Below are 13,828 nucleotides of genomic sequence, written 5' to 3'. Positions count from 1 at the left end.
GCAAAAAGAGGGGCCGCTGCGCGACCCTGCGGGAGCAAGCTCCCTCGCCACAGTTCTCTTATTCCTGACCCATCATGCCCAACCATTCCTCCAACCCCCACTGCCCCGACTGGGCCACCGCCCTGCTCAACGGCTTCAGCCAAATCTTCCTCCAGCGCCATCCGCTGTGCGGCCTGCTGTGCCTGCTGGCGATTCTGCTGACGGCGCCGGCCCTGTTCGGCGGCGCGCTGCTGGGCGGGGTGGCCGGGTTGCTGACGGCCCAGCGACGTGGTTACGCCAAGGCCGACCGGCAAGCCGGGCTGTTCAGCTACAACGGCATCTTGCTGGGCTTGTTGCTGAGCCAGGCGTTGCCCTGGTCGGTGCTGTTACCGCCGTTGATCATCGCCGCGGGCGGCCTCAGTGCGATGCTGACCCAGCAATGGCTCAAGCGCACCCGCGGCCCTCGTTGCCTGCCCGCCTACACCGCGCCGTTTGTAGGGTTGGCGTGGCTGCTGATGAGTGTCACCGCGCCGACGTCCCCAACCACTTCGATCGAAATGACCATTCCCAACCTGGTGGCCGCGCATTTGAGCGGACTGGGCCAGGTCATGTTTCTCGGCCACCCTGCGGCCGGTGCACTGATTGCGCTGGGCTTGTTGCTGGCCAACCGTCGCGCCGCGACATGGGCCTTGTTCGCTTCCGCCGTCGGCCTGGCCTTCGCTTTGTCGCAACAGGGGAACGCAACCGCCCTTTCCGGACTGGGCGGCTTCAACCCTGTGTTGGTGGCGCTGGCCCTCAGCCCACAGCGTCGCCCGTGGCTGCCGCTGACGGGCATCCTCCTGGCGGTCATGCTCACCCCAGGGTTTACCGCCCTCGGCCTGCCGCCCCTGACGGCACCGTTCATCCTTGCTTGCTGGCTGATCCAGGCCGGCGGCCGGGCGTGGCACCAGGCCAGCCTCGACAGCGCGCCTTGCGCTCTGCGGGGCAATCGCCCTAGGCTTCGCTGATTCCGGGTTCAGGCGAAGAGTATGGACAGCAGCAACAATTGGCGTGAACGCCTCTACGTCATCATTTTCCAGACCGACACCGTGGCCGGCCGGCGCTTCGACAGCACCCTGCTGTTGATCATCCTCGCCAGCCTGGTGATCGTGATGCTCGACAGCATCGACAGCGTGCACAAAAACTACGCCGCCCTGCTGGCCGGTATCGAGTGGGGTTTCACCTTCATCTTCATCGTAGAGTACGGCCTGCGCCTGTATTGCTCACCCAAGCCGCTGCGCTATGCCTTCAGTTTCTATGGATTGGTGGATCTGCTGGCGATCGTGCCGGGGATCCTGGCGCTGTACTACAGCGATGCCCAATACCTGCTGATCATTCGGATCATCCGCATGCTGCGGATTTTCCGTGTGCTCAAGCTCAGCCCTTACCTCAAGCAAGCCAACTACCTGATGGCGGCGCTGCGCGGGAGCAAGCAGAAAATCATCGTGTTCCTGGTCAGCGTCTCGACCCTGGTGACCGTCTTCGGCACGCTGATGTACGTCATCGAAGGTCCCGAGCACGGTTTCACCAGCATTCCCAAGGGCATCTATTGGGCTATCGTGACATTGACCACCGTAGGCTTCGGCGACATCGTGCCCAAGACGCCACTGGGCCAAGTGGTGTCATCCCTGGTGATGATCACCGGTTACTCGATCATCGCCGTGCCGACCGGCATTTTCACCGCTGAACTGGCCACGGCCATGCGCGGCGACCAGCTCAAGCACGATTGCCCGGTGTGCAGCAAAAACAACCATGAACACGGCGCCGCTTTCTGCTCCCGTTGTGGCAATGCGTTGTTTAAGAAGTTGGAATAAGCAAAGCACTTTTTAATGCTTGATGGCCTATTGGCTTGCCGCTAGTGTTGCTGGCTAATTGCCCGGAACCCCCGTTAATAAAAAGGAATTCGCAGTGAAGAACTTCTTTGGCGCCTCCCTTCTCGCCGCCGGCCTGGCCTTTGGCGGCCTGGCCCACGCCGCCCCGACCCTGCTCAACGTTTCCTACGACGTGATGCGCGATTTCTACAAGGACTACAACGCCGCCTTCCAGAAACACTGGCAGGCCGAGCACAACGAAAACATCACCGTGCAGATGTCCTTCGGCGGCTCCAGCAAGCAAGCGCGCTCAGTGATCGACGGGCTGCCGGCGGATGTCATCACCATGAACATGGCCACTGACATCAACGCCTTGGCCGACAACGGCAAACTGGTGCCTGATAACTGGGTCACCCGCCTGCCGAACAACAGCGCGCCGTTCACCTCCGCCACAGTGTTCATCGTGCGCAAAGGCAACCCGAAAGCCTTGAAAGACTGGCCCGACCTGCTCAAGGACGGCGTGCAGGTGATCGTGCCCAACCCGAAAACCTCCGGCAACGGTCGCTACACCTACCTGTCGGCCTGGGGCTATGTACTGAAGAATGGCGGCGACGAGAACAAGGCCAAGGACTTCGTCGGCAAGCTGTTCAAGCAGGCGCCGGTACTGGACACCGGTGGTCGCGCCGCGACAACCACCTTCATGACCAACCAGATCGGCGACGTGCTGGTGACGTTTGAAAACGAAGCGGAAATGATCGCCCGCGAGTTCGGTCGCGATCAGTTCGAAGTGGTCTACCCAAGCGTTTCCGCCGAGGCCGAGCCACCGGTCAGCGTCGTCGACAAAGTGGTCGAGAAAAAAGGCTCCCGCGAAGCCGCCGAGGCGTACCTCAAATACCTGTGGTCGCCCGAAGGCCAGGAAATCGCCGCCGCCAACTACCTGCGTCCACGGGATCCGGCGGTACTGGCCAAATACACCGACCGCTTCCCGAAAGTAGACTTCCTGTCGGTGGAAAAAACCTTTGGTGACTGGCGCACGGTGCAGAAGACTCACTTTAATGATGGTGGGGTTTTCGACCAGATCTATAGCGGGCAGTAAGACACTGGTTCAACCAGAATTGCATGCAAGCTTTTGTGGCGAGGGAGCTTGCTCCCGCTCGGTTGCGCAGCGACCGCCAGAAGGGGGCCGCTACGCAGCCCAGCGGGAGCAAGCTCCCTCGCCACAAAGGCACTCCCTTATCTGCTGTGCTGTTCCTGATCTGCTGTGCTGTGCCTGATCTGCTGTGCTGTGTCTAATCTGCTGTGCTGTGTCTACCATTAACCGCGGGCATGACAGCTATCAACCACAAGCCCTGTTCCAGAGCCCTGTAACGCTTTAGCCTCGCGCCATCTTTCCTGTTCACTGACGAGATTGCCATGAGTGCTCATCCCCCCACCACGCCCGGCAGCACCCTGACCCGTGGCATGGTCCTGCTCTTCGCCTTCTGCTGCGGCGCCATTGTCGCCAACATCTACTACGCCCAACCCATCATCGAACTGATCGCCCCTGACGTCGGCCTGAGCAGCACCCTGGCCAGTCTTATCGTTTCGCTGACCCAGATCGGTTATGCCCTGGGCCTGTTTTTCCTGGTGCCGCTGGGGGACTTGCTGGAGAACCGCCGGCTGATGATCCTCACCACGCTGGTGGCGATTGCCAGCCTGCTGGGGGCGGCCTTCACTGACCAGCCGAACGTGTTCCTGCTGGTCTCGCTGCTGGTGGGTTTCAGTTCGGTGTCGGTGCAAGTCCTGATTCCGCTGGCCGCGCACCTGACGCCAGAAGAATCCCGGGGACGGGTTGTCGGCGGGATCATGGGCGGCCTGCTGCTGGGCATCCTGCTGGCGCGGCCCATCTCCAGCGTCGTGGCCGATCACTTCGGCTGGCGCGCCATGTTCATCATCGCCGCCGCGTTGATGGCCGCGATCAGCATCGTCTTGGCGCTGACCGTGCCCAAGCGCCAGCCCGGCCATAGCGCCTCCTATGGCCAACTGCTGGGTTCGCTCGGCACCCTGCTGCGCCAACAGCCGCTGTTGCGGCAACGGGCGTTCTACCAAGCCTGCATGTTCGCCACGTTCAGCCTGTTCTGGACCGCCGTTCCGCTGGAGTTGTCCCGCAACCACGGCCTGTCCCAGACTGAAATCGCCCTGTTCGCCCTGGTCGGCGCCATCGGTGCCATCGCCGCGCCCATCGCCGGCCGCCTGGCCGATGCCGGCCATACCCGTAATGCCTCGCTGCTGGCGATGCTGTTCGCCAGCGTGAGTTTCCTGCCGGCGTTCATCCATCCGCTCTACAGCGTGATCGGCCTGGCGGTGACTGGCGTGGTCCTGGATTTCTGTGTGCAAATGAACATGGTCCTGGGCCAGCGCACCATTTACGCCCTCGATGCCAAGAGCCGCAGCCGGTTGAATGCGTTGTACATGACCAGCATCTTCGTCGGCGGCGCCTTCGGCTCATCGATTGCCAGTGCGGTGTACGAGCACGGCGGCTGGTTGTGGGTGGTCATCGTCGGCAGCGCCTTCCCGCTGTTGGCCTTGCTGCGCTTCCTGAGTGCCTCGAAGAAAGTTTCCCTGGCCACGGCCTGATTACCCAGGCACAAAAAATGCCCGGTCGCTCAAGGCGCCCGGGCATTTTTCATGGAGCATTCAAATCCGCACGTTGCCACGCGGCCCGGCAATCGCCCAGATGATCAGGCCCAGGACCGGCAGCAGCAGGATCAGCAGCACCCAGAGGATTTTCATCCCGGTTTCCGCGCCACTCTTGAGGACATTGATGATCGCCCAGATATCGAGCGCCAGGATAATCAGGCCGACCAGGCCGTTGAAGGTGGAACCCATGGTGTCGCTCCCAAATGGTGGTGTGCACCCTTAGGATAGCGGGCCTCCGGCAAGGGTTCCGTTTTATTGCCTCAGACGTGGACCGCGACCTTGAGGGCTTCCAGGGCCGGCGCGGCAGCGATACCGACTTCGGCACACAGCTCCAGCACCCGTGGCACGTCGTTGCCGTACACCAGCACCATCTGCAATTCATCGTCGAGCAACTGGCTGAAGTTCATCAGCACGTAGCCGCCATTTTCCTTGTTCAGGCTGCCCATCTGGATCTGGATGCGGTTGAGCGCGGTCAGGGCTTCGGTCTTCGCCAATTGCTTGGGCTTGAGGTTGAACGCCACACCGGGGCCGAACGAGGCGACGATCTGCTCGAACAGGTCCACGTAGGTGTCGGCCTGGAACAGCACGGTGTCCGGCAGGCTGCCCACCACCACCCATTCCCCCAGCGGGATCGGGAACGTGTCGTCGTAGTTGATATCGGGATTGGCCGCCAGGAAAGCCGTCGGGTCTGCGTAGGCCTGGGCCGCTTCAGCAGCGATTTTCTCGATGTCCGCCTCGCCGAGGCAGCCGGAGCTGATTTTACCGATGAGTTCGATGAGGGCGGCTTTCATGGCGGTGAATCCTGTGGCGAAGGGTGTTTTGAGGGCGGGCAGGATAACGCATCGCACCGGTCGAGTCAGGAACCTGTGGCGAGAGAGCTTGCTCCCGCTCGGCTGCGAAGCAGTCGTAAATCCGCTGGGCAGGGTAAACCTGACAGGTTGCGGTGGCTGGATTTGGGGCTGCTGCGCAGCCCAGCGGGAGCAAGCTCCCTCGCCACAAAAGCGGTCGGGATCTGCTTTGGGCCTTCAGCCCAACAACTTTTCCAACTGCGCCGTGGTGTCCACCGCGCCCATGGTCCGCGCGGCATCGAGGGCCGAGACGCCGTTGGCGTCCTTGGCTTTCGGGTCGGCGCCTTTGCCGATCAGGTAGTCGACGATTTCCACCCGGTTGAACATCGCCGCCATCATCAAGGCGGTACGGCCATCGAAGGATGCGCCTTCCACCTGCGCGCCGCCATCCACCAGCGCCGCGACCACGGCCAGGTCGCCCTTGAACGCCGCGCCGGCAATCGGGCTCTGGCCGTTGTCGTTGCGGATTTCCGGATCGGCCTTGTGCTCCAGCAGCACTTTCACCGTTTCCACATGCCCGTGGTAAGCGGCCAGCATCAACAGGGTGTCACCCTTGTGGTTGCGCAGGTTGGGCGGCAGGCCCTTGCTCAACAGCGCGGCCATCATGGCGGCGTCGCCCTGGCGCGCGACGTTGAACACCTGCTCGGCAAACTCGGCAGCCTCTTCCGGGGTCATCTGGCGGCTTGTATCGGACATGGGGAACTCCACTCGGGTCTTCGCAAAGCGGCTAGTTTCCCGAGGGACCTGGGCGCTGTCATCCCTTTTTTCACTGTGCCCGTCATAGCCAGAATCAATAACGCAATTGGCCGCCCTGGATCCGGGTCGCCAGTTGCCGGTCGACCCGCACGTACGTGTCGGTGCCGGGCAGCCAGGCATAGACCGGCTCATCGCCAGTGCCACACGGATCGAACCCTTCGGTCTTGAGGCGCGTCTTCTGGTACTTGAAGGTGCCGGTAGTGTCCATTTTCACCTTGATGCGCAGGAACAGCGGCACGGCATATACGGGCAACTTGCAGTGCAAAAATTGCAGCAGCTCGCTGAAATCCAGGGTCGCCAGGGATTCGGACGGGGTGATCGCTGCCATGCCGGCGCGGCCATTGGTGCCATTGATCTCCACACCGTAAGCCACCGCCTCGGCCACCTGCGGGTGTTGCAGCAAGACGTTTTCGACTTCCGTGGTAGAGACGTTTTCGCCTTTCCAGCGATAGGTGTCGCCGAGGCGATCGACGAACTGCCCATGCCCGAAGCCGATGTTGCGCAGCAGGTCCCCGGTGTTGAAGTAACGGTCGCCCGGCACGAAGACATCCCGGCAGATGGTTTTTTCGGTCTTGGCGGGATCCGTGTAGCCGTCCAATGGTGCCTTCTCGTCGATCCGCGCCAGCAGCAGGCCCGGTTGGCCCCTGGGGACTTTTTGCATGCGCCCTTGCAGGTTGCGCAACGGCAAGCCGCTGGCTTGGTCGTACTGCACCAGCTCCCAGCCCATCAGGGAAAACCCGACGGTGTTGTCGAAATTCAGGATATTGGTGAACCCGATATTGCCGTCGCTGGCCGCATACAGCTCGCAGATGTGGTCGACGCCGAAGCGCGTCTTGAAGGTCGACCAGGCCCCGGGGCGCAGGCCGTTGCCGATCATTTTCTTCACACTGTGGTGGCGGTCATCGGCAGCGACAGGCTGGTCGATCAGGTAGCGGCACAACTCGCCGACATACCCCAGGGTGGTCGCCCGGTAGCGGCGTACGTCGCTCCAGAACTGGCTGGCGCTGAACTTGCGGCGAATCGCGAACCCCGATGCGCCACAGATCGCCGCGCCCCAACACACGCACAGGCCAGTGGCGTGGTACAGCGGCAAGGTGCAATAGACGACATCGTCGGGCTGCATGTCCAAGGCGATCAGGCCGAAGCTGGTGGACGTGCGCATCCAGCGACCATGGCGAAAGACTCCGGCCTTGGGCAGCCCGGTAGTGCCCGAGGTGTAGAGATAAAAACATGGATCGTTGCAAAAAACCTGCTGGCTGCACGCCGGGTTATCGCCGGGGTAATCCGCACAATCAGCCATCAGGTCGACGAAGCCGGACGGAACATCGCCACTGTCCTGATCCGCTACCCACCAGGTCCTGCCGCTCGACAGCGCGGTGCGCGCTCGCACGTCGTTGAAGGCCGCGACCCGCTCGTCCCCGACCACCACCGCGACCGGGTTGACCAGGGCCAGGCTGTGCACCAGCGCATCGCCGGTTTGCGAGGTGTTGAGCATGGCACTGACCGCGCCAACCTTGGCCATCGCCAGCACGCTGATCAACAGCTGCGGCCGGTTCTCGATGAAGATCGCCACGCAATCGCCCTTGCCGATGCCTTGGGCCAACAGGTAATGGGCGATGCGATTGGCTTGCGCGTTGACCTGTGCATAACTCAACACCGTGTCGCCACACAGCAGTGCCGGGCCCTGGGGATTGCGTTGCGTGGCCTGTTCGAAACACCAGCCCAGGCCACAAGGCTGGGTCGGGTCCTGGACATTGGCCAGCTTCATGCCTTTGACGATGCGCGGGACGGCCCTGGCGATGGCAGGCAACTTGCGCAGCATCATGCCCCAGGTAATGGTGTCGTTGGGTGTACGACTCATGGTGATCTTCCCCGTTCGACCTCGTGGGTCTCGGTTCTTGTTATCGGGCTGGCGGTGATTTTGGCTCGAAAGTACGCTCGCACTTGCGGGGCTGTACACGCGGTTTTTGCAATGTTTTGTATCCGCTGCCCGAGACAGGCGAAGCGTGAGCGCCGGAAAACGATTTGGTTCCAAAAATCATTGCCGGACCACGCAAAATGCAGGATGCACGGTGGCCATTCATGCAAGATGCACGAAAGCAAAATCCAACGAAAAACGTAACATGTTGTTTTTAAAGTGTTTATTTAAAAATTAGATACTGGCACAGACAGTGCAACCACCCCTCCACGGTTTGCCACACCATGGAGCAGTCAACTATGAACATGATTCAAGAAAAGTTTGCGTCCCTGTTTTCCAACTACGAAGTGACCACTCAGCCCCGCCCGGATGGCGGCATTCTGCTGACCTTGCGCAATAGCGACGGCAAGCTGTTCAAGCGCACGATTTCCTATGCTCAGTTACATGCGGGGGACCAGTTGTCCTGGGCGATCAGCGCGATCCGTCGCGACCTGGCTGAACAGGCCAGCGAGTTGCCACAGATCACCTTGCTGCAGAGCCAGCATCGGTTTGCGCTGCCGACTTACCATAGCGCTTGAGTCTGCTGGTCAATTTGCTTTGCTGTTTACTTGGAAACGGCGCTTTTTCAGAGATGAGAAGCGTCGTTTTTTTGCGCCTTCTTTTGAGGGCAATTGATCGGTGTGTATATCCGTTTCTGCGGTAACGGCCACTTATGACTGATGGGGACCGCGTTCCTCCTGTGGGAGCGGGCTTGCTCGCGAAGGCGGTGGGCCCGTTTGCAGTGATGTTGGATGTGCCGGCCTCATCGCGAGCAAGCTCGCTCCCACAGGGGATCTTGGGTGTTCATGAGTCTTGTGTTCACCGCAGATCCATTGTGGGAGCGAGCTTGCTCGCGAAAGCGGTGTGTCAGTTGACGGTGATGTTGGTGGGCCGGCCTCTTCGCGAGCAAGCTCGCTCCCACAGGGGATCTTGGGTGTTCATGAGTTTGTGTTCACCGCAGACCCATTGTGGGAGCGAGCTTGCTCGCGAAGGCGGTGGATCAGTTTGCGGTGATGTTGGATGTACCGGCCTCTTCGCGAGCAGGCTCGCTCCCCACAGGGGATCTTGGGTGTTCATGAGTCTTGTGTTCACTGCGGCCCATTGTGGGAGCGGGCTTGCTCGCGAAAGCGGTGGGTCAGTTGGCGGTGATGTTGGATGTGCCGGCCTCTTCGCGAGCAGGGGATCTTGGGTGTTCATGAGTCTTGTGCTCACCGCAGATCCATTGTGGGAGCGAGCCTGCTCGCGAAGGCGGTGGGTCAGTTGGCGGTGATGTTGGATGTGCCGGCCTCTTCGCGAGCAGGGGATCTTGGGTGTTCATGAGTCTTGTGTTCACCGCAGATCCATTGTGGGAGCGGGCTTGCTCGCGAAGGCGGTGGATCAGTTTGCGGTGATGTTGGATGTGTGAGCTGGCCTCTTCGCGAGCAGGCTCGCTCCCACAGGGGATCTTGGGTGTTCATGAGTCTTGTGTTCACCGCAGATCCATTGTGGGAGCGGGCTTGCTCGCGAAGGCGGTGGGCCAGTTTGCCGTGATGTTGGATGTGCCGGCCTCTTCGCGAGCAGGCTCGCTCCCACAGGGGATCTTGGGTGTTCATGAGTCTTGTGTTCACCGCAGATCCATTGTGGGAGCGAGCCGCTCGCGAAGGCGGTGGGTCAGTTTGCGGTGATGTTGGATGTGCCGGCCTCATCGCCGTTACCGCAGCAATGGATATACACACAAACCCAAAGAACGCGGTCAATCCTCCAAACGAGGAAACCGCCGAGCAATATCATTTCCAGTAAGCTCAGCAACCGACCCCTGCAAATCACCAGACAACCGAATCGAAACGAAATACGGCCGCTCCCCCCCATCAAACCAATGCGGCATACCAGCAGGCACCGTGATCAAATCGTTCCTTTCACACAATACAGCGAAGACATAATCGCCAATGTGCAGGTTAAACAACCCTCGACCACTGACGAAAAACCGTACCTCGTCCTGGCTATGGCGATACTCATCAAGCCACTCAGCCTGCGGCTCGGCCTGTTCCGAGTGATCGTTTCTAACGCTAACCACATCGACCGCAACATACCCCCGCTCGGTCATCACCCCATCGATCTGAACCTGGTAAGCCGCAATGATCTCCTCCTCACTGGCACCCGACTGGATTTTCACCGCCGCTTCCCAACGATCAAAGCGAACACCTTGCTCAGCCAACGTCGCGGCAATGTCCTCGAAGTGGGTCAACACCTTGTTCGGAATCTCAGGGCTCGAAACGTGATAGACGGACAGGCTACTCATGACAAAGGCTCCAGCAAATTAACGGTTCGAAGGCTCATGGCCGGTCCTCTTGCATACGTGTCGCAATGATAACGGCTGCCGCAAAGGCCGCGAGGCTGGCGAGGCTGAACGTCCAACTGGCGCCCAGGGCATTCCAACTGTAGCCGGAATACAACGCGCCCAAGGCCCCGCCCGTGCCGGCCAGCGCCGCATACAGCGCCTGCCCCTGGCCTTGCTGGCGAGGGCCGAAGCTGCGTTGCACGAAATGGATGGCGGCGGCGTGAAAGCTGCCGAAGGTCGCCGCGTGCAACACCTGGGCAAACAACAATACCCAGAGAAATTCGGCCAGCGAACCCAGCAACAACCAGCGCAACGCCGCCAGCAGGAAACTCGCCAGCAGTACCCGGCGCACGGAAAACCGCGCCAGGATCCGGCTCATCAGCAGGAAGACCAACACCTCTGCCACCACGCCGACCGCCCAGAGCAGGCCGATCAAACCGCGGCTGTAGCTCAGGCGTTCGAGGTGCAACGTCAGGAAGGTGTAATACGGCCCGTGACTCACCTGCATCAGGCCCACACAGGTGTAGAACGCCAGTACGCCAGGGTTGCGCAGTTGCCGCAGGAAGCCCTCCCCCGCGACTCGCGGCCCCTGCAATGGCTGGGCATTGGGCACCCAGAAACTGGCGAGGACGATGCCGGCCATGATCAACACCAGGGCCAGCGGGTAGATGTCCAGGCTCAGCCATTCGAACAAGCGGCCGAGCACGACCACAGTGATGATGAAACCGATGGAGCCCCACAGGCGGATCTGGCTGTAGCGCGAGGCCTGCCCGCTCAGATGGGCCAAGGTGATGACTTCGAACTGCGGCAACACCGCGTGCCAGAAAAATGCGTGTAACGCCATGACCATCGCCAGCCAGGCGTAGCTTTTATCGATGAAGATCAGCGAGAAGGCCAACAGCGTGCAGATCGCGCCAAACCGCACGATTGCCAGGCGTCGGCCGGTGTAATCCCCCAGCCAACCCCAGATGTTCGGCGCCACGCAACGCATCAGCATGGGGATGGCCACCAGCTCGCCGATGCGCGCCGCGTTGAACCCCAGGTGATCGAAATACAGCGCCAGGAACGGCGCCGTCGAACCGAGCAGCGCGAAATAGAATAGATAGAAGCTGGAAAGCCGCCAGTACGGCAGTGCCGCCACGGTCGTCAGGCCACGGCGGCTGGCAGGCCGGCCATCAAAGCTGCCCCAGCACCGGGGTGCTGACGCGCACGTCGGCGTTCTGGCCGCGATGACGCAGCAGGTGATCCATCAGCACGATGGCCATCATCGCCTCGGCGATGGGCGTGGCACGAATGCCGACGCAGGGGTCGTGACGGCCCTTGGTGATCACATCGACCGGGTTGCCATGGATGTCGATGGAGCGCCCCGGCGTGGTGATGCTGGACGTCGGCTTCAAGGCCAGGTGCGCCACGATCGGCTGGCCCGAGGAAATGCCGCCGAGGATGCCACCGGCATTATTGCTGAGGAAACCCTCAGGCGTCAGTTCGTCACGGTGCTCGGTGCCACGCTGGGCGACGCAGGCAAAACCGGCGCCGATTTCCACGCCTTTCACCGCGTTGATGCTCATCAGCGCATGAGCCAGCTCGGCGTCGAGGCGGTCGAAGATCGGCTCGCCAAGGCCCGGCATCACGCCTTCGGCGACCACGGTGATCTTTGCGCCGACCGAGTCCTGGTCCCGGCGCAGTTGGTCCATGTAGGCCTCGAGTTCTGGCACCTTGTCCGGATCGGGACAGAAAAAGGCGTTCTGCTCCACCGAGTCCCAGGTCTTGAACGGGATTTCGATGGGGCCCAACTGGCTCATGTAACCACGGATGACGATGCCCTGGCTGGCCAGGTACTTCTTGGCAATCGCCCCGGCCGCCACGCGCATGGCGGTTTCCCGGGCCGAGCTGCGACCGCCGCCACGGTAGTCGCGCTCACCGTATTTGTGGTGGTAGGTGTAGTCGGCGTGGGCCGGGCGGAACAGGTCCTTGATGGCCGAGTAGTCCTTGGACTTCTGGTCGGTGTTGCGAATCAACAGGCCGATGGCGCAGCCGGTGGTGCGCCCTTCGAACACGCCGGAGAGGATTTCGACTTCATCGGCTTCCTGGCGCTGGGTGGTGTGGCGGCTGGTGCCGGGCTTGCGGCGGTCCAGGTCACGCTGCAGGTCGTCCAGGGAAATCTCCAGGCCCGGCGGGCAGCCGTCGACAATGGCGACCAACGCCGGGCCATGGCTTTCGCCCGCGGTGGTGACAGTGAACAGCTTGCCGTAGGTATTGCCGGACATGCAGGGTGCTCCGTGAAAAACGCTGAGAGACTCAACCTTGGATTCGTAGTGGGCGCCAGTATACGCAGGCTCCCCGCGTAGTTCATCCTCGAACCTTATCGGCGGCCACCAGTCCAACCGGCACCTTCGCAACTAATGGCGTGATGATGTTAAAGCTGCTAGCCCTAAGCCTTACCTTGTTCACCGGCCTGTTTTCCTGCCTGGCCCAGGCCACGGTACTGCAACGCCCGATCAGTCTCGACACCGGCAATGGCGAACTATTCGGCTCATTGTTGCTGCCCAAGTCCGACACGCCCGTGCCGGTTGTCCTGATCATTTCTGGATCCGGTCCTACAGACCGCGACGGTAACAACCCCGAGGGCGGGCGCAACGACAGCCTCAAGCGCCTGGCCTGGGTCCTGGCCAGGCACAACATTGCCAGCGTGCGCTATGACAAACGCGGCGTGGCCGCCAGCCTCGCAGCGACACCGGACGAGCGCAACCTGAGCGTCGAGGCCTATGTCGCCGATACCGTGGCCTGGAGCCGCAAGCTCGCCGCCGACCCACGCCTGGGCCCGTTGATCCTGCTGGGCCACAGCGAAGGCGCGTTGATCGCCAGCCTCGCCGCGCCCCAGGCCAACGCGGCGGCGGTCATTTCCCTGTCCGGCAGTGCCCGGCCAATCGACCAGGTACTGCGCCAACAATTGAGCAACCGCCTGCCACCGCCGCTGATGTTGCGCAGCAATGAGCTGCTCGACAACCTCAAGGCCGGTCGACTCGACGACAACGTGCCGACGCAACTGCAGGTGATTTTCCGCCCCAGCGTACAACCCTACCTGATCTCATTGTTCCGCCAGGACCCGGCCCGGGCCTTCGCCGCGTTGAAGATGCCGGCCTTGATCATCCAGGGCAGCAACGACATCCAGGTCAGCGTCGATGATGCCCGGCAGTTGAAAGCCGCCAAGCCCGACGCCGAACTGGCGCTGATCGAGGGCATGAATCACGTGATGCGCATCGTGTCCAACGACGTGAAACGGCAACTGGCCTCCTATAAGGACCCCAACTTGCCCCTGGCGGCCGAACTCGGTGCGCGGATTCTGCGTTTTATTGACTCGTTAGCCGCGCGTTAGGCGGTTTTAGTCGATTTAATTTCAGTAATGGCAAAATTGGCCGATAACCCGGTGTCGGATAGCGCA

Annotated in this window: 13 protein-coding genes; 6 read left to right on the top strand and 7 right to left on the bottom strand. The window is 61.5% G+C overall.

The genetic code is table 11. The features are described 5' to 3' along the window. Positions 1-74 precede the first annotated feature (74 nt). The 4 genes from J3P88_RS08480 to J3P88_RS08465 all read left to right on the top strand — a co-directional run bounded on the left by J3P88_RS08480 (position 75) and on the right by J3P88_RS08465 (position 4,445). A complete protein-coding gene (locus J3P88_RS08480; protein ID WP_434574664.1) occupies positions 75-986 on the top strand; it encodes an urea transporter in 912 nt (303 codons plus the stop codon). A gap of 21 nt (positions 987-1,007) precedes the next feature. After that, the gene (locus J3P88_RS08475) at positions 1,008-1,832 is read left to right on the top strand and encodes an ion transporter (RefSeq protein ID WP_186708170.1); all 825 of its coding nucleotides are present in this window, start codon (positions 1,008-1,010) and stop codon (positions 1,830-1,832) included. A gap of 94 nt (positions 1,833-1,926) precedes the next feature. After that, entirely contained in the window at positions 1,927-2,925 is a 999-nt protein-coding gene (locus tag J3P88_RS08470) for a sulfate ABC transporter substrate-binding protein (RefSeq protein ID WP_434574662.1), read from the top strand. Between the two features lie 317 nt (positions 2,926-3,242). Further along, entirely contained in the window at positions 3,243-4,445 is a 1,203-nt protein-coding gene (locus J3P88_RS08465) for an MFS transporter (protein WP_434574660.1), read from the top strand. A 60-nt stretch (positions 4,446-4,505) separates the two neighbouring features. Here J3P88_RS08465 and J3P88_RS08460 read toward each other — a convergent pair whose 3' ends face one another. From J3P88_RS08460 to J3P88_RS08445, 4 genes are all read right to left on the bottom strand, one after another. Then, the gene (locus tag J3P88_RS08460; protein WP_003204476.1) at positions 4,506-4,697 is read right to left on the bottom strand and encodes a PLDc N-terminal domain-containing protein; all 192 of its coding nucleotides are present in this window, start codon (positions 4,695-4,697) and stop codon (positions 4,506-4,508) included. A gap of 71 nt (positions 4,698-4,768) precedes the next feature. Then, positions 4,769-5,299 (bottom strand): hypothetical protein, encoded by a 531-nt coding sequence (locus J3P88_RS08455; protein WP_186730941.1) that lies wholly within the window; start codon positions 5,297-5,299, stop codon positions 4,769-4,771. Between the two features lie 234 nt (positions 5,300-5,533). Then, positions 5,534-6,052, bottom strand: a complete 519-nt coding sequence (locus J3P88_RS08450) for an ankyrin repeat domain-containing protein (RefSeq protein WP_186708178.1) — start codon at positions 6,050-6,052, stop codon at positions 5,534-5,536. A gap of 94 nt (positions 6,053-6,146) precedes the next feature. Continuing rightward, positions 6,147-7,973 carry a long-chain-acyl-CoA synthetase gene (locus J3P88_RS08445; RefSeq protein WP_434574657.1) on the bottom strand — a complete coding sequence of 609 codons (1,827 nt, stop codon included), beginning with the start codon at positions 7,971-7,973 and terminating at the stop codon, positions 6,147-6,149. Positions 7,974-8,329: 356 nt separating this feature from the next. Here J3P88_RS08445 and J3P88_RS08440 point away from each other — a divergent pair, with 356 nt between their 5' ends. Beyond that, positions 8,330-8,608, top strand: coding sequence for a DUF3509 domain-containing protein (locus J3P88_RS08440; RefSeq protein WP_003204481.1), 279 nt, complete (start codon positions 8,330-8,332; stop codon positions 8,606-8,608). A 1,193-nt stretch (positions 8,609-9,801) separates the two neighbouring features. Here the strand turns inward: J3P88_RS08440 and J3P88_RS08435 are convergent. Genes J3P88_RS08435 through aroC form a run of 3 tightly spaced genes read right to left on the bottom strand, consistent with a single transcriptional unit; the run spans position 9,802 to position 12,653 of the window. Then, positions 9,802-10,347, bottom strand: coding sequence for a 1,2-dihydroxy-3-keto-5-methylthiopentene dioxygenase (locus J3P88_RS08435; RefSeq protein ID WP_434574655.1), 546 nt, complete (start codon positions 10,345-10,347; stop codon positions 9,802-9,804). Between the two features lie 34 nt (positions 10,348-10,381). Beyond that, positions 10,382-11,527, bottom strand: coding sequence for an MFS transporter (locus J3P88_RS08430; RefSeq protein ID WP_434574654.1), 1,146 nt, complete (start codon positions 11,525-11,527; stop codon positions 10,382-10,384). Between the two features lie 34 nt (positions 11,528-11,561). Next, positions 11,562-12,653 carry a chorismate synthase gene (aroC, locus tag J3P88_RS08425; protein ID WP_186710070.1) on the bottom strand — a complete coding sequence of 364 codons (1,092 nt, stop codon included), beginning with the start codon at positions 12,651-12,653 and terminating at the stop codon, positions 11,562-11,564. 143 nt (positions 12,654-12,796) lie between these two features. On the opposite strand from aroC, the gene J3P88_RS08420 reads away from it, so the two are divergent. After that, positions 12,797-13,762 carry an alpha/beta hydrolase gene (locus tag J3P88_RS08420; protein WP_434576381.1) on the top strand — a complete coding sequence of 322 codons (966 nt, stop codon included), beginning with the start codon at positions 12,797-12,799 and terminating at the stop codon, positions 13,760-13,762. Positions 13,763-13,828: the final 66 nt, after the last annotated feature.

The organism is Pseudomonas sp. Z3-6 (assembly GCF_051131985.1).
Lineage (GTDB): Bacteria > Pseudomonadota > Gammaproteobacteria > Pseudomonadales > Pseudomonadaceae > Aquipseudomonas > Aquipseudomonas zanjanensis.
The sequence above is the reverse complement of the archived record's forward strand: the minus strand, read 5'-3'. Positions and strand labels throughout refer to the sequence as shown.

What these genes read in the sequence shown, in the direction of transcription:
- J3P88_RS08480 (WP_434574664.1), top strand. Translation starts at nt 75, where the DNA reads ATGCCCAACCATTCCTCCAACCCCCACTGCCCCGACTGGGCCACCGCC.
- J3P88_RS08475 (WP_186708170.1), top strand. Translation starts at nt 1,008, where the DNA reads ATGGACAGCAGCAACAATTGGCGTGAACGCCTCTACGTCATCATTTTC.
- J3P88_RS08465 (WP_434574660.1), top strand. Translation starts at nt 3,243, where the DNA reads ATGAGTGCTCATCCCCCCACCACGCCCGGCAGCACCCTGACCCGTGGC.
- J3P88_RS08460 (WP_003204476.1), bottom strand. Translation starts at nt 4,697, where the DNA reads ATGGGTTCCACCTTCAACGGCCTGGTCGGCCTGATTATCCTGGCGCTC.
- J3P88_RS08455 (WP_186730941.1), bottom strand. Translation starts at nt 5,299, where the DNA reads ATGAAAGCCGCCCTCATCGAACTCATCGGTAAAATCAGCTCCGGCTGC.
- J3P88_RS08450 (WP_186708178.1), bottom strand. Translation starts at nt 6,052, where the DNA reads ATGTCCGATACAAGCCGCCAGATGACCCCGGAAGAGGCTGCCGAGTTT.
- J3P88_RS08445 (WP_434574657.1), bottom strand. Translation starts at nt 7,973, where the DNA reads ATGAGTCGTACACCCAACGACACCATTACCTGGGGCATGATGCTGCGC.
- J3P88_RS08440 (WP_003204481.1), top strand. Translation starts at nt 8,330, where the DNA reads ATGAACATGATTCAAGAAAAGTTTGCGTCCCTGTTTTCCAACTACGAA.
- J3P88_RS08435 (WP_434574655.1), bottom strand. Translation starts at nt 10,347, where the DNA reads ATGAGTAGCCTGTCCGTCTATCACGTTTCGAGCCCTGAGATTCCGAAC.
- aroC (WP_186710070.1), bottom strand. Translation starts at nt 12,653, where the DNA reads ATGTCCGGCAATACCTACGGCAAGCTGTTCACTGTCACCACCGCGGGC.
- J3P88_RS08420 (WP_434576381.1), top strand. Translation starts at nt 12,797, where the DNA reads ATGATGTTAAAGCTGCTAGCCCTAAGCCTTACCTTGTTCACCGGCCTG.